12 protein-coding genes are annotated in these 16,449 nt (G+C 41.0%); 4 read left to right on the top strand and 8 right to left on the bottom strand.

Annotated elements, in window-relative coordinates:
- Positions 1 to 62: 62 nt before the first annotated feature.
- From VYM24_RS11495 to VYM24_RS11485, 3 genes are read right to left on the bottom strand one after another with little or no spacing between them, the layout of a single operon-like run.
- The gene (locus VYM24_RS11495; RefSeq protein ID WP_330942237.1) at positions 63 to 1,802 is read right to left on the bottom strand and encodes an Mfa1 family fimbria major subunit; all 1,740 of its coding nucleotides are present in this window, start codon (positions 1,800 to 1,802) and stop codon (positions 63 to 65) included.
- Between the two features lie 41 nt (positions 1,803 to 1,843).
- Positions 1,844 to 3,280, bottom strand: a complete 1,437-nt coding sequence (locus tag VYM24_RS11490) for a DUF3868 domain-containing protein (protein ID WP_330942173.1) — start codon at positions 3,278 to 3,280, stop codon at positions 1,844 to 1,846.
- Between the two features lie 11 nt (positions 3,281 to 3,291).
- Positions 3,292 to 3,891 carry a DUF3575 domain-containing protein gene (locus tag VYM24_RS11485; RefSeq protein ID WP_007666647.1) on the bottom strand — a complete coding sequence of 200 codons (600 nt, stop codon included), beginning with the start codon at positions 3,889 to 3,891 and terminating at the stop codon, positions 3,292 to 3,294.
- Between the two features lie 408 nt (positions 3,892 to 4,299).
- Here VYM24_RS11485 and VYM24_RS11480 point away from each other — a divergent pair, with 408 nt between their 5' ends.
- Both VYM24_RS11480 and VYM24_RS11475 read left to right on the top strand, forming a co-directional pair.
- Complete coding sequence (locus VYM24_RS11480; RefSeq protein ID WP_330942236.1) at positions 4,300 to 5,472, top strand: helix-turn-helix domain-containing protein; 1,173 nt, start codon at positions 4,300 to 4,302, stop codon at positions 5,470 to 5,472.
- Between the two features lie 13 nt (positions 5,473 to 5,485).
- The gene (locus VYM24_RS11475) at positions 5,486 to 6,604 is read left to right on the top strand and encodes a helix-turn-helix domain-containing protein (protein WP_330942172.1); all 1,119 of its coding nucleotides are present in this window, start codon (positions 5,486 to 5,488) and stop codon (positions 6,602 to 6,604) included.
- 68 nt (positions 6,605 to 6,672) lie between these two features.
- Here VYM24_RS11475 and VYM24_RS11470 read toward each other — a convergent pair whose 3' ends face one another.
- Together VYM24_RS11470 and truA are read right to left on the bottom strand one after the other, a co-directional pair.
- Positions 6,673 to 7,569, bottom strand: a complete 897-nt coding sequence (locus tag VYM24_RS11470; protein ID WP_291551739.1) for a DMT family transporter — start codon at positions 7,567 to 7,569, stop codon at positions 6,673 to 6,675.
- Positions 7,570 to 7,693: 124 nt separating this feature from the next.
- Positions 7,694 to 8,449: a tRNA pseudouridine(38-40) synthase TruA gene (truA, locus tag VYM24_RS11465; RefSeq protein ID WP_294614492.1), complete on the bottom strand. Its 756-nt coding sequence runs from the start codon at positions 8,447 to 8,449 to the stop codon at positions 7,694 to 7,696.
- A 124-nt stretch (positions 8,450 to 8,573) separates the two neighbouring features.
- Here truA and VYM24_RS11460 point away from each other — a divergent pair, with 124 nt between their 5' ends.
- Positions 8,574 to 9,260: a DUF5715 family protein gene (locus tag VYM24_RS11460; RefSeq protein ID WP_330942171.1), complete on the top strand. Its 687-nt coding sequence runs from the start codon at positions 8,574 to 8,576 to the stop codon at positions 9,258 to 9,260.
- A gap of 4 nt (positions 9,261 to 9,264) precedes the next feature.
- Here the strand turns inward: VYM24_RS11460 and VYM24_RS11455 are convergent, their stop codons facing one another.
- From VYM24_RS11455 to VYM24_RS11445, 3 genes are read right to left on the bottom strand one after another with little or no spacing between them, the layout of a single operon-like run.
- Positions 9,265 to 9,828: a YdeI/OmpD-associated family protein gene (locus tag VYM24_RS11455; protein WP_330942170.1), complete on the bottom strand. Its 564-nt coding sequence runs from the start codon at positions 9,826 to 9,828 to the stop codon at positions 9,265 to 9,267.
- An 11-nt stretch (positions 9,829 to 9,839) separates the two neighbouring features.
- Positions 9,840 to 11,351, bottom strand: coding sequence for an NAD(P)H-hydrate dehydratase (locus VYM24_RS11450; RefSeq protein WP_330942169.1), 1,512 nt, complete (start codon positions 11,349 to 11,351; stop codon positions 9,840 to 9,842).
- Between the two features lie 21 nt (positions 11,352 to 11,372).
- Positions 11,373 to 11,855, bottom strand: coding sequence for an HU family DNA-binding protein (locus VYM24_RS11445; protein ID WP_117707317.1), 483 nt, complete (start codon positions 11,853 to 11,855; stop codon positions 11,373 to 11,375).
- Positions 11,856 to 12,397: 542 nt separating this feature from the next.
- Between VYM24_RS11445 and VYM24_RS11440 the strand changes: the two genes are divergently transcribed.
- Entirely contained in the window at positions 12,398 to 16,339 is a 3,942-nt protein-coding gene (locus VYM24_RS11440; RefSeq protein ID WP_330942168.1) for a helix-turn-helix domain-containing protein, read from the top strand.
- Positions 16,340 to 16,449 lie beyond the last annotated feature (110 nt).

Below are 16,449 nucleotides of genomic sequence, written 5' to 3'. Positions count from 1 at the left end.
TTCCATGTGGAAGTCCCTCATGGAATGGTTGTTTAGAAAGACAACGTTTTTTTCATAAAGAATTAAAGTTCAACATTTTGGCTAACAATCTTCCAAGAAAGGATATTAATTTTTGCCCCAACGTAATAAATGTCACCATCCGGATCGTCACCGGGAACGATTTTTTCGTCTCCATCAAAAATTCCCTTACCTATCTTCTCTAATTTGTCAACGGTAACTACGTAGTGGTGATTACGCACCACGCCATATTTGGCTTCCGGAATAATTCCATTTTCCGTAATAGCTCCATTGTTGAGGTGCTCAATGGGAATGTTGTAGTACATTAACCCACCGTTATAGGCGGTGGCATCTGCGGAAGCAGTAGCCAAATTATTGTTAAGAGCAGTAATGATTTGTTCTGAATAATCGGAGCCGTCTTCTGTATATAATGAAGCGCCATTCTCATTCGTAAATACCACTTTCACTTTCCCGTCGCCCACATTCTCCAACTTCACATACTCTTTACCAATCTGAGTATATTTTGTGTTGCCTTTATCATCTTGGCCGTCTTCATACCACACGTTCAGTTGATTTTTGGTCTTCAGTACGCTGAGCACGTATTCGAGGAAGGAGTCTTGTTTGAAAAGCACACCATTATAACGTACGAGGTCAAGTGCATCTCCGTTTACATCGCAAACCTTGGCTTTCAACAGAATACTCGTAACGGCAGAAGAAAAATTGGTAGTAACAATGGCACTTGTGTTGGTGTTCTCTGCACAATAGGCAGAAGTTCCCAATGCAGTTAAGCCATCTTCCAAATCGACATAGTTCAGATATTCGGAATTGCCGGAAACTGCTGCCGCATTTTCAGGATATCCGGAAAAACCATAGTTGAATGACTTGCCCCAGTGGCTACGGTAATCAATTGTTCTATTCCACATAAAGCCCAAGTCGTTGTCTGCCCAAGCAATATCTATGTTCTTGACCATGTGCGATTTCTTCGCTGTAGCATTCAATTTCCATCCGAGCAATTCCACATAAAGGTCTTCCGAAGCGATATTATCGCTTCCGGCTGAGTTGTCTTCACCTGCCACAGTGACTTTTATCGGATAACGCCCATTTTCATCCTTTTCGAGTTCACCGGACACATTCAAAGTTACCTTGGCCGCCAGACGCTCTACATATACGGTCACCGTATTAGTAATCGCACTCACATCCGTCATCGGCTCAAGAGAGAAATTTTCCTCTTTAACTTCTGTTACAAAATACTTTGCCCGATTGGTGTCGGTGTAGCTTGTAGTGCTCATGGTAAAGTAATTGATAGTACTGTTGTTGATTGTTTCCGGATAATAAATACCTTCCGCATTATTATCCGCAAGCACTGTCTGCATTTCGTCGAGCGTTTCTCCATACACGAAATTATTCGGTTTGTTGAGTACCGCTACCATATACTTAGGATAGTTCTTCTTGTCCATTCCTTTCAGTACCACAACGTTATTACTTGTAAATTCAATGTTTCCGGCAGGGGTTGTTACCGAGGCGTTACCATTCGCCCAAACATCACCTTGTGTCACAAATACACCATCCGCATCATAAAAATAGAAGTAGGCATTTTTTACGGACTGCTCGTTTGTTCCGTACTCAAAGTCACCTTCTTGCGCTCTTGTAAGAGAGCCTGCATCAGCAAGGCGGACATTAATATACGCCTCACTTCCTGCGAAAACATTCGGTGTATCATCCGGAATAACTCCTAATTCATCATTCGAACATGCACACAATGCGGTACACACGAACAAACCCAAAAATAATTTATTCATCTTCATCATTTTTTGTAATCTAATTTTGTTAATAATATATTTTCTCGTTAACGTCTTCCTTTTTCAAGTTGCTCAAGCGTAATACCAGCCTGTTCTAATCCGAGCGATTTCGCCTCGTTCAAGTAACGTCGGGCACTGTCGTAATCCTTTTGCCGGATGGCCAGTGCTCCCCGTGCATAAACAGCCTCGGGCGAATCATCTGCCTTGGCAAGATAACGCTTCGCGCTTGTGAGGTCACCGCGGCGCATGGCAGCGTTGGCAGCATTCAGGTTAGCAATAGTGTCATCCGGAAACATGCGTACCGCTGTCTCGAATACCTCAGTGAACTCATCCGTACCGGGTTCATACTCTTGTGCAGCGAGATAGAACTCATTCAGATCCAGTTTTTGCGGTCGCTCACACATGATTCGTTTTATCTCCTCCACATCGCTGTAACTGCGGATAGTATAGGCTATGCGATAGTCAGTGTGGCGTAACGCAGGATAACAGTTCTGTAACAGGAAACTGTATTCCATCGGATAATCACGTTTTATTTTCCACTCTCTGGCATCCGGCTCCAAATTACCGTCTATCAAAGTGATTATTTCCGCACGATGTGCAAGGTTCGACTGTTCCACGTAGTAACGCAATCCTGCCCAATCCTCCGGTTCGTAATCGGTCGTTATTACATCGCCTTCAAACCGGTAAAGTTGCTGTATGTATCTCTTCAATGCGGCAGTACGCCCGATAGCCAACTCTTTGTTATGCGCATAAGAACCTTCAGGCGAAGCATAACCTTTCAGCCATACCGAAGTGATAGTTATGTCCGTATCATTTCGCACGGAGTCAATTGATGATTGTATTTTCCCAAGTTCGGCGGTGTTGCGTCGATAGTCCGGATAAATCATCGTTTGATCCACTGGAAAGTCGATGAATGCTGAGCCTTCGAGCGAATCCCTTTTTTCGATCTGCCCTTGCGGACGTACATATACCAGTTCGGGGAAAAACGCCTCTGTGTATCGTCCAAGCATACCGGCCTGTTCTGCCAATAAAGTATTGCAACATCCATAGTCGCTACGATGAAGCGACAACACGGAGCCGTTCATCCATTCTGCATACGGTACTAAATTGTGGTATTCAATGGTATCAGGCTTCTTCGAGACTTTATAACTCTTTTCATCTTTACCCGATAACATGCTCTCTCCATTACGTACATAGAAGTAATAACGCTGTCTGCCGTAAACCCCTACCGATTGCAGGGCAAGCGAGTCGTTATCATTAACTAACCATGGCGTAAGAAGTACAGCACGATTTTCATCCACATCAAGCCCTGACAAATCCCAAAGCATGTCTATGGCAATGTACCCTCCATTACGTTCCATTTTAAGATTTTCCACGGAAACACCATCCACGATGTCCTGTTTCCGCATATCGATTGCGATCTGTGCTTCCGCTACCACAACCATGCCCCAAAGGGCTACTAGGATATATAATATCTTTTTCATCTTGTACACGATTAAAATACATAAACAAGGTTGATTGCCGCTTTCGTCGGTCCCACATAATGGTGTGGTTTGTCCGTTTCTATCCTCTTACCGCATCCTAAACACTGGAAGCGGTCATAGCGTGTATAGGAATAACCAAAGCCAATTTCCGCCTCAAGATTCCAATGCCTCCCCAATATCCACGCATAGCCATAAGCGATACCCGCGCCAACAAACCATCCCTGGTAACGGGTATCCTTTAGTTTACGGGCATCCGTACCAAGGAAATTGATTTTTCCGTCAAAACCTCCAATGTTATACTGTCCTCCATGAATGTGAGTACCTACAAAGTGCCCCGAGAAGCGATCGCAAAACCAGTATCTGACTTCAGGTTGAATAGCCCAATGTTTCCAGTGTCGATTGTGCGAAAGCATCCATGCATTGAACTGTCCCGTAACATCTAAAGTCCATTTAGAGGCGAGTCCTATTTCTATTCCCAAATTCGGATTCAAGAAAGCATCCGCCAGAACATTACTTTTGACAGCCACGTTCTGAGACTTGACACTCTGCGTCATGCCGGTAATGGTAACTACCAGCAAAACAAATATCCGTTTCATAATTCTATTGTTCATATTTTATGGCTATAGTTAATTATTACATTCCAAATTTTACAGTCTTTCCTTATATAGGTAATTTCAAGAGAGCAGCCACGGTACCTCGCTTTCTTTCCGCACAAAGGAACAATGTATTTGTTATCGCATCGTGCCAAAACGTATAAATCATATTGGCAAAATCGTAATGGACATTATACGCAAACTGCAATTTTGTATCGGACATGTCAAATCATCAAATCCAGAGTCATTTTTTAAGTGTACGGAGCCATTATTAACAGTTGCAATACCTATAAATGCAGTAAATTAGGCTATCTTTGTATATTACAATGTCAATGTGTATATCACTGTCTACCCAAGCAATTTTAGTGTACCGGAAAGAGCCAGCGGAAATATACACTCGAAAAGAATAATTTGAATTCGATTGATATGGGAGCATTTGTCACATACAGCAACTTGATGACCTATATTTTACCAATATTTTGTTCGGCTATATGCTCGGTCTTTACCTTATTATTGACCTGGAATTATCGCAATCTGGCCGAAAGGAAATTAAGGTGGCTCGTGAGCATTTATTGTATCCTGATAGCCATATGGTGGTCATCTGCTTTATGGCATACTGTCTCTGATGAGCCGATATTCCTTCCGGTCGATATACCTTTTGCCTTGTCGTATATCTATACTCCCATATTGTTCTACAACATTGTTTATAATCTGACTTATTTTGAGGATAAAAGAAACTTTCCCATACTGAATTACCTTTGGCCAGTCCCTACATTGGTAATTATCCTGATAATGGCAACCTGGATATCGCCTCCCAAGGGAGAGCTTTTTACCGGCTTATCGTTGTTCGAGCAATATACGGTGCTTTTCATATCCGACTTTTTAGTGCGGTTTATCACAGCGGTAGTCTATATCGTTCCGACCGGACTATTGTTATTGCGGCATTACAAGCGAACAGTACTTCAAAAGACCGATACTGATCGAAAATATCTCAGTATAAAGTCATCGCGTTGGCTCATCGTGTTTTTCATACTTTCCATCGCTATATTGCTAATCGCTTTTTTACCTTCGTTGGTTGGTTCAAGTCAATGGCTTATCCGGCTGAACGCATTATGCATTATGGCCCAAGAGATATTGCTTACATACCAAGTCATCCGCAGGCAATATCTCTCTTACAAAATATCTGATTTGTTTCCAGCCAACGAAAAGAAAACCGAGAACAGCAGCCCGACCACCCAACAGCAGCCTGCGCCGAATAATACGCACGGACTATTGAACAAGAAGGTGTTCGAAAACTATTTGTCTCAACAAAAGCCATACCTCAATCCCGATTTCAAACTGACTGACATGGCCGAGATAATGGGTGTAAACCGTACCGTCATGTCCAACTTTATCAATCAAACGTATGGTATGAATTTCAGGCGTTATCTAAACCTGTGTCGGATCAAAGAGTATCAGGCACTGATAGTGCATCCTTCAAACAAAGGTAAAAATCCATATCAGGTAATGGCCATGGCGGGATTTAAAGACTCCAGACATTTCCAGCGTGCGATTCAATTGGAAAATATATATAAAGAACAGACTCACAAAGAACCATAAATAAACCAAAAGGATGAATCAAGATATCGGACGTGCTATAGTTTTTTCAATACCCGCAGTAAGTGCTGCGGTCAGCTTGATTATGATTTCGCTCGACATAACCCGCTCTTCCAATACGGTCAACCGAAAAATACATTACAGCATAATCACTGTATACTGCCTAATAATACTGTACTGGAGCGGACTGGTAATGTATTCCATCGCCCGTGACGCTTTCATAGCATACTTGCCCGTTTGCTTTTCCTCGTTTAGTTTTATTCCCATATTCCTGTACATGATCACCTATATTATTACAGGAGTAGGCGATCGAAAGCATTTCCCCACATACCATTTCATCCTTCCAGCATGTTTGACCGTAACCATCCACGTGATTGCCTTTACGGTACCGTTCCAACAACGATGGAATGCCATTTATGACAACGGAGTAAGCCTGACAAGCGCAATTATTGACAGCACGTATATCATCTGTATTTTGCTGAGTATTTTATATTCCGGGTTGAGCCTGCTCCGCATAAAATCGTACAAACGTCAAGTTACCAATTATTCCGCTGATATCTACCGTATGTCGCTGGATTGGTTGTCCTTTATCATCATCTTCAGGGTCTTGTTGCAAACCTTACCGATAGCCGGGTTGATATTGGGCATCGAACTATTCAATAAATTGGGGGTTATCTGGACATTCACAACATTACCGGCAGTCTTTACTCAGATTGTGTTGTGCCTGAACATTCTTTCGGAGAATTATGTGATTATCGAACCTATTACCGCCAAAGAAAAGGAAATGACCACGCCCGGAAACTATGCGCAACTGGAACGCCAGCGAGTCGAAAAGTATTTAGAGAATGAGAAACCTTATCTAAATCCGGAATTCAAAATAACCGATATGGCCAAGGATCTTTTTTCAAACAGGACTTATATATCTGCTTTCATCAACCGGGAATATGGCATGAATTTCAATCGTTTCATCAACAATTACCGGCTAAAGGAAGTAGAAAGACTACAATCAGAGGCTATACAAAGAAAGCAAAAAATATCCTCGACGGAAATTGTCATTCATGCTGGATTCAGTAATTATCGCAGTTATTTCCGAGCAAAAAAAATGGCAAAGAGCGATCCCGTTTCCATTGATTAAAAGAAAATTGAAACAACCAGTAAAATACACGAATACACGGATATAGAAACTAATCATCTATATTCAACTTATTTACTTCCTAAATACAGGAAGAACATTCCAATCAATACCAAAATGAGGTCGATAGCCTTACTTTTTAAATTCTTTTCACGGAAGAAGAGAGCTCCGAAAAGGAAGGAGACAACCACACTGCCACGGCGTACCATAGAGACGATGGAAATCATGGAGTCTTCATAGCTCAAGGCATAGAAGTAGGCAAAGTCAGCCGCACTAAGGAAGACGGATATCAGGATGATAGTCCAGTCCCAACGGAAAGGAGTACTTTCTTTTCGTTTGGGATACCATAGCAAAAGGATAATGGGGCACATGATAAATACCTGATAGACATTGTACCACGACTGCACTGCCATAGGATTGAATTGCTTCATCAGATACTTGTCATAAAGTCCGCTGATAGCTCCGGTGATGGCAGCCAACACGATGAAATAAATCCATTTGTTATGCTTAAAGTCAATACCCTCTTTCTTGCCGGAACGGCTCAGCATAAAGAAAGAAAGTATGGCAAGCATAACTCCGATCCATTGATACAGGTTCAAACGTTCACCGAATATCAGCATGGCACCCACAAGCACCATTACAGGGCGGGTAGCATTAATAGGTCCTACAATAGTCAACGGCAAATGTTTCATACCAAAGTAACCGAATATCCAAGAAGAAAGAACGATAAAGGACTTGATAATAATAAACTTATGTACTTCCCAGCCTACAACGGGCACTTCGAACATTGTTCCATTCAAAGCAGGAGTAAAAGCGGAAATCAGTATGAAAGGAAGAAATATCAAGCTGGAGAATACCGTATTCAGAAACAGAACGGGAAGCACAGCATTGTCGCGCAATGATTTCTTCTTAAATGCATCATAAAACCCCAGCAAGGCAGCTGAGAGAAAGGCGAGTAATAACCACATATTAAATTAAAAATTGAAAATTAAAAATTAAAAAATGAGGTTGGGATAAGGGCATTCTATTTAAGTATAGTTCCTTAGTTATAAGCGTATTTCCTCATTTATATTATATCAGCATCTGTCATTCTCAACTGGTGATAAACAGTTCTTCCGGATAAGTGACATCTACCAGAAACAAGGCGTTGCCGGGGACGGATGTACCGGCTTTGCAACGGTCTTTCTGCTCGATGACTCGGCGGAAACCATCAATCGTGAGCTTACCACGACCTACTTCGAGCAGAGTGCCGACAACCGCGCGAACCATATTGCGCAGGAAACGGTCCGCCTGAATGGTAAATACCCAGGTTACATCGTCTACCTGAGTCCAGGCGGCATGCATAATGCGGCAATTGTTCGTTTTTACGTCCGTATGCAATTTACTGAAACTGGTGAAATCTGTATAATTAAACAAACTACGGGCTGCTTCGTTCATTCGTTCGAAATCGGGAGTCTGGAAAAGACGGCAACGGTATTGACGATTGAAGGGAGACTTTGCCGTAGTCACGTAGTATTTATACATGCGGGCCGTTGCATCAAAGCGGGCATGCGCATCGGGTTTCACTGCACGGAGGCGGTAAACAGAAATATCAGGCGGCAAAAGACGGTTCAGTTTGTCGGTAAAAAAAGCGGTATCAAGCGGTTCGTCACTATCAAAGTGGGCTACCATCAGGGAAGCATGCACCCCGGCATCAGTACGTCCGGCACCGATAACCTCTACTTCACGGCGCATCAATGTAGCAAGTGCACGCATCAGGCACTCTTGTATACTGTCACCGTTGGGTTGTATCTGCCACCCATGGTAGGCGGTTCCGTCGTAAGCTAAATAAATAAAATACCGTTGCATACTCTTTTGCTTTCATTTTTCGGCTGCAAAGATAGTGCAAACCAGAAAAATGACAAGCAGATAGAGAAGAACTCTCCGTTCTTTTTCATACTTTTGTACTCACATAAAAACAATTCCAAACAATATGCAACAAGTATACAATAAATTTCCGCTCCTATTCTTAGCAATTCTTCTCACCAGCACTTCCCTTGCCGGATGCAAAAAGAAAGATATGTCCCTTAAGTTGAACGAACCGAGAAACATCAAAGGGGTAATCAGCTACAGACGGACTTTCGGAGATTTAAATGAAGCGCATTTGAATATTGCACAAGCCATAGGCATCGTCCCCATCGCTTCGCGCAAGGATGCAGAAAACATGAAAGAGAAATTGCATCATATAGAAACAAATGATTTATATAAGGTGGATTCCCTCACGCACTCCATCCCTTATCTGATTCCGAATGCAGCGCAATTGCTCGATACCATCGGCAGCAACTTCCTCGATTCGCTCACGGCAAAGGGACTGAATCCGAATAAAGTCATCGTGACTTCCGTACTTCGCACCCAGGATGATGTGAAACGCCTGCGCCGCCGCAACGGAAATGCCTCCGCAAACTCTGCACACTTCTATGGTACAACGTTCGATGTAAGCTGGAAACGTTTCCAGAAAATAGAAGATGAAGACGGACGCCCCTTGCAGGATGTCAGTGCAGATACCCTGAAACTCGTTCTCTCGGAAGTGTTGCGCGACCTGCGAAAAGCTGAGAAATGTTATATCAAATACGAATTGAAACAAGGATGCTTCCACATTACGACGAGAGGAAAGGGATAAAGGATTAATAATATTTCCCAATTCCACCAAATCCCGCTATTATTTTATTTTCTTTCGTTTTATTGATAAAGTTGTTTAATCGCTTTTCAAATTCTTCCGGTCGTTTCCTTGCTGCTTCAATGTATGCAATTCGGATACGCTTATATGCGTCTGAGAAAAGTTGATAATTTTTCCATGTGATCTTATCCTCTTTCAATCTGTCCATTATATCATCGGGGAAAACAAAAGGAGCAGACAAAACATTTCGTATTTTATCTTCAAATTTAGGGTGTATCATTTTATTATCCAGCAGCCACTTAAGTCTTTCTTTATTGGCTTGCGAGTATGTACTTTTAGGGTTTCTGGGCGTAAAATGCTGAATTTTATGTTCTTTGTCAAGCGCCTTTATTGTACTGTCAATCCACTCGAAGCAAAGGGCTTCTTCAACAGCATCGTTGTAAGTAATACCTTTCTCGCCCGAAGATTTACCGGGAAATACAAACCAAATATCACTGGCAGTCTCAAAGTTGTCAGTCAACCACTTTCGCCAATCTTCTCTGTTTTCAAAATATCTTATCTCTGTTGACATAACACCTCCACTCATTCCTCCATCATCCTCCACGCCAGTGGCAAGTAATTTACAATGTCTCCTGCCGTCATTCCCATCATTCCCTGCTTCTTGCAGGCGATGTCTCCGGCAAGACCATGAACATACGTAGCCAGGCAAGCTGCATCCTGTGGCACATATCCCTGGGCTAATAACGCAAGCAGAACACCTGTCAGCACATCACCACTGCCCCCTGTTGCCATACCGGGATTGCCTGTCGTATTAAAATAACACTTCCCTTGCGGAGTGATAATAGCAGAATACGCACCTTTCAGCACAATATATAGCCCTGCCGTCCGTGCCAGTTCACGCGCTTTCGTCAGCCGTTCGTAGGAATCCTGACATTTACCTACCAAGCGTTCCAGTTCCTTTGGATGAGGCGTAAGTATGCTGCCTTTTGGCAAACGGTTGAAATAATTGCGGTGTCCCGCCAACACATTCAGTGCATCAGCATCCACCACCATAGGTGTCTGACAAGCATCTATCTGTTCCAGTACCGCCGCCTCGGTTTCTTCCGACTTTCCCAGTCCCGGTCCGATACCTACCGCCTGATAATCATCCGTATCCGTAGGACAGGCAAAACAAGTATCGCTGGGATCCATTTCCGTCATTGCTTCCGGAACAGAAGTCTGCACAATCATGTTGTTGCAATAAGGCACATGCACCGTCAGCAATCCTACTCCGGAACGCAGACAGGCCCTTGCGGCAAGTATGGAAGCTCCCGCCATTCCTTGCGAACCCGCAATTAGCAAAGCCCGTCCGAAGTCTCCCTTATGAGCAAACTTATTACGTGTCTTCAACAAATACTGCATATCTTCCCCTTCCAGCAAAAAATAATCCGTATCCGTTTCCTCTATTGCATCTTCACTCAGACCGATGTCCAGCAATTCCCATTCGCCCACAAACTCCTGATTTTCCGCAAAAAGAAAAGCCAACTTCGGCAATTGCAGACTTAGCGTCACATCCGCACGGACAACATTCGCCCGGATATTGAATGTATTCTCTTCTCCCATCAAGCCTGAAGGAACATCAATGGCCACCACCCGCGCCGGCGAAGCATTGATATACTTCACCACGGCAGCAAAACCACCGCTCAACGGCTTGTTCAGTCCGCTACCGAACAGTCCGTCAACCACCACATGGTCGTCCGTCAACACAGGCGGCACAAATTGTGAGGTCACTTCGTGGAAATCTACATTCTCCACATCCACAAGTCGTTCTTTATTCGTCTCGCAATCGGGAGAAAGCTCTCCCTTGGTATTAAACAAATAAACCGAGACTTTATAGCCTTTCTTTGCCAGCAAACGGGAAACGGCCAATGCATCTCCCCCGTTATTGCCCGGCCCGGCAAATACCGTAAAAGGTGTTTTTGCATCCCAACGTCCGGCAATAGCTTTTGCCAATGCCTGCGAGGCACGTTCCATCAGGTCGATGGAAGCAATCGGTTCGTTCTCTATGATGTAAGCATCCAACTCTTTGATGCTTTGGGTAGGAAATATTTTCATATCTAAATCTTCAAACTAATATTATTCATTAAATCCATTTTCTTCTTTTTCCGCCTCCTTGTCAGCCTGTTCCATTTTCTTCGTCAGCAGTTCCTTCGGGAAATAATACTTAAACGGAATCCGATGGCATCCCGCACGCTTCACCGCCAACGTCAACATACGGTCTGCCTTGAAATACACACGCGACAGGTTCACGGAATGCGGCAACACATCTTCCGGATGTTCAAACCCTTTGCTCGTGACCGCCGTCTGAAATGAGCCGATGCCGCGCAACGTTACAGAATGCCCGTCACTCAACTCCTCTTCGATGATTTCACCTGTCGCGGCCAGAACAGCTTCTACCACTCCCCGATGAAAACCAGTCCGTTGCGCCACCTGATGTGCCACGTCCCGCTCCGTTTTACCGCCTTTCTTCTGCAATTTCTTGCCAACGGCATACCACAATTCTTTTCTTTCTCCACTCGATACATCCGCCTTGCGACGGACAATATAAGGTATTGCCATATCTTTGTTTTACTAATAGTTATCACCTCTTTATAAGATAGTCCTCGCTTCATTAAAGAACAGTGTTACCAACACCCGGGTGTTAGAATATCCGACACCCTCATGTTGACACTACCAACATCCCCATGTAAGTATTCCCGACACCCGGGTGTTGGTAACAGGATTACTATAACAAAGGTAGACTATTTAATAGAGATAAACAAGAAAGAATTAAAAAGAATCAATAGTATTTTCCATGCAAATATTGCATGTCCCGAAACAAGCTGGCTAAAATTTACCATCAAGACTGATAGGGACAGATAATCTTAATTAATTTTAGGAAACCACCCGCCATACATGGATAACTCAATAGACATCACAACCTAAATTATTTCAAGCTCCAAATGCATTTTTTACATTTTAAGATTCTAAATAGCACATTAAACAATATAAATTAGTAGATTTGTTTTCTTAATAGGAAATAGCATATTAGTAGAAACCTGAAGAGATATAGATGTGATAAAGGCGACTATCTTATATGTGAAGTTTTAGCTGAGTATACTATGAAACATATTAGTAAAGTTATCTTAGTACTATTGTGTATTTTGCTGTCCTACCCATTTTATGGAATGGCACAAAACATAAAGTCTTTTGATTTTAAAGGAAACTTTTTCTATAATACAATTACTTCTATTGAACAAGATACGTTAGGCTTTATGTGGTTAGGTTTGGATAACGGCGTTTTTCTTTTTGATGGTTATTCTCTTCAGCCATTAATTCATTCAATGATAAGCGACCGTTATGTTAATTTCTTAAGCCACAGAAAAACAACATTGTATATAGGAACCAATGAAGGACTTTATGCCTACAACTATATAAATAACCAATGTGACCTTTGTTCTCCATTGTTGAAATCCAAAAATATTATAGCTTATCAGTGTAACAGCGATTATCAAGTTGTAGCTACAGACAGAGAGGTTTTCCTCTTTGACTATAACTGGAATTTCATCCACAAGATAACCATATATAAGGAATCACTGAATAATCATATTACCTCTATGGTGATTTATGGCAATCAAGAAGCCTTATTGGGTACAGAATCCGGTTTGGTGATCATTCATATTGAAAATGACGGTAAAACGAAGAGCAACACTTTATATAGTGGAGACAAAATTGTTCAATTATTTATTGATAGCCGCAATAAACTATGGATATGCCGTGGCGAAGAAGTATTATATAGTAACATAGATACTTTGGATTCTGTGGGAATATCGGGATTTAAGCATATTGCCTATAATCATGAAGTTATCTCTTTCTTCGAATACGCAAATCAAGTGTGGGTGGGAACCAGGGGATATGGTATTTCCATATACGAATATGACCATAGCGGAAAGGCAGTCTTGAAAAATAAATTATTAATAGATAAATCAGGAGATAGCGAACTGAAAAACACTATTAATAAAATTTATAAAGACAAGAAATCCAGAATTTGGATATGTACATTAGAGGGAGTATATTTATACAATGATGAGTCCTCCAACTTTCATGCCATCAAGCATAGTAAAAATGGAAAGAATGTTCCATCCAGCAATATTATTTCTTCCATATACTGTGACGATGATTATTTATGGTTGGCCACATCCAATGGAATTAATAAGATAAAGTGGAACAATAAAAATGACTATACTATTACGCAATATGTTGACCGGAGAAATACAAATGACATAATGGCTGGCAACAAAATACAGTGCATCACCAAATTCAAAGATCAAACCTTCTTGATCAGCACAAAAAACGCAATCAAATTTTTCGATTCGGGAAGATGCCTTTTTTATGACGATCAATCACTGAATGTTGCATTAGAGCAATATGGAATGCGATATGTACGTTCCATATTTAAGGACTATTACAATAATATCTGGTTGGCATTCTCCGAAGGTGGGGTTGGTAGCATCAATGCTTCAACCGGCAAATTCACCAGATTAGACTATCCGGAAAAGGTGAAAGGCAAACACAGAGCCATTTGTAGGGACAGCAATGGAAACATTTGGCTTTCATCAGACAATGATGGGTTATATCGCCTACAACTGGACGATGATTTGAAAGTTATAAGTACGAAATTATACCCTAGAAATATGTTTGGTGGATCGTGGATAACGGCAATATATATAGACCATCAAAAAAGAATATGGGCCGGAACAGCAAACGGATTATATAGATACAACATTGAGCAAGATAAGTTTACCAGATTAGAATTCCCATATTCAAGAAAGAGTTCCTATATTGGGGCTATTATACAGGATAATATGGAGAATATATGGGCGGTTAGTTTACACGGTATTTATAAGATTAATCTAGAAGATTTGATTGTCTATTATGAATTGAATGTAAATCAAGATATTGTAAAGACATGGTATATTTTGGGAACATGCGTCAACCGCAATGGAGAAATATTCATAGGAGGAGTAAATGGACTCAACTTTTTTAATCCTACTCAATTGACACCAGACACTTATCCGCATAATGTCTATATATCCGGCATAAAACTTCTGAATAAAGAGAATTTTTCCGATGAGAAGAAAAATCGCTTGCACGAGATCAATAATTCGGGCAAGTTAGTGCTATCGTATAAAGATACTCAATTTTCCTTGTCTTTCAGCTCTCTCTATTATAAAGATCCGCTAAAAATAGAGTATGCCTATATGTTAGAGGACTTTGATAAAGACTGGATTATTACAGACGCATCAAGAAATAACGCTTCTTATTCCAATTTAACTCCCGGCACATACACTTTTAAAGTAAAATCAACTAATGCTTCGGGTATCTGGATGGACAATATACGGACTATTGAGATTGTGGTAGAAAAGGCACCATGGAGAACTTGGTGGGCCTACTCCTTATATGTAAGCATAGTTGCAGGCATTTTACTATTAGTTGTCCGAAACTTTAATTTAGGTTCTAAATTGCGGCACAAGGATGCTTTATCTAAGTGGAAATTAGACTATTACACTCGTTTGTCATATGGTTTTAAGGTACCCTTAACTCTGATTTATGCGCCTCTGCAATATTTACTAAAAAATTATGACCAGTTGACAAATACAGATGTTAAGCGTATGCTACATACGATGTCAGGCAATGTATTCAAATTGTCGGAACAAGTATCGAAATTGATGGAGTTCAAAAAAGTATCCTTGGGAGAATATGATGTACAGTTATCAAAAGTAGATATTATTCCTGTTATCCAAGGAATTTGTAATTTATTTCTAGATGAGTTTGCCACCAAACATGTAACTTATTCAATAGAAGGAAACGTGACTTCTGTTACAACTATCATAGACATAACTAAGATAGAAGTAGCTCTATATAATATTATGGAAGATGCTATTTCCTATATAATAGATAATGGTAGGGTTGAGGTGAAATATATGCTTGACTCCCATGATTACAGGCTGAACGTAAGTATTATTGCATCCCGAAGTGGAGAAGGTGAGTCTAATGTACAAGAGTTAAACACTCGCTTTTTAATTGCATACGATTATCTAAAAGTGCATCATAGCGAACTATCCATACGTAATATCGAAGGAAACCGGATGAGGGAATATATTTTCGACTTGCTATTAGGCGACTCTCATTATAGTGCAAGAGAAATGAAAACATTGGATAAAGCACAATCTGTATCGCTGTTATTACCTGTAACTGTTCAAAAAGATAGAACTGTGGATGAATTGAATATTGATTCGGATAAAACTTTGCCAGTGATTTATCTGTATGAGGGAGACAAGGACATAGACCTCTTCATAAAGTCTGTTTTTCAAAATAAGTTTAACATATCACTAAACACAGCTGCTACCGACATAAAGCACATACTCGACAAAATACCTTCTCTAGTTATTTTTGATGTGGTGAAAGAAGACGACTATAAATTTGAGTTATGTCGCAAAATGAAGGAATACCAGATATTATCAGCAATACCCGTCATTTTCATTTCCTCACTTTCTTCTGAAATAACGGAGCAGAAGGCATATGAAGCAGGAGCTGATGTGTTTATTGCAAAACCATTCAATGTAGCTAGCCTGGATGCAAGAATAAGACAGCTGCTTGATGTACGTACGGCAATCAAAGAGAACATTCGGAAAGAGTTGATTATAGATCCTAAAGAAGTACTTATCACATCAGATGACGACAAATTCGTTGCTAATATCATCAACGTTATAGAAGATAACATAGCAGATGTTGAGTTTAATATTGATAAATTGGCTAGTTTATTAAACATAAGCCGTTCTACTTTATATCGAAGAGCTATGGAAATCACGAATTTGTCACCAAGTGATTTAATCAGAAAAAGGCGCATGCGACGGGCCGCAGAGCTGTTAAAACAAACTTCCCATCCTGTCTCAGAAATATGTTATATGGTGGGATATTCAGATCAACGCTATTTCGGACAAAGCTTTAAGAAAGAGTTTGGTATGACTCCGAAACAATATTCTATTCAGAAAAAGGTATAGAAACAGAGTTTGACATCCGCAGATATTCTTCAGATATAGTAATTATTTACTATTATAAATCTGTGTCATCTGCGAATGAAATATCATATAGATACTCTTTTATTTTCTTT

It is taken from the genome of Bacteroides sp. MSB163 (assembly GCF_036416795.1).
In the GTDB taxonomy this organism is placed as follows: domain Bacteria; phylum Bacteroidota; class Bacteroidia; order Bacteroidales; family Bacteroidaceae; genus Bacteroides; species Bacteroides maternus.
This window is presented reverse-complemented; position numbering and strand designations above follow the sequence as displayed.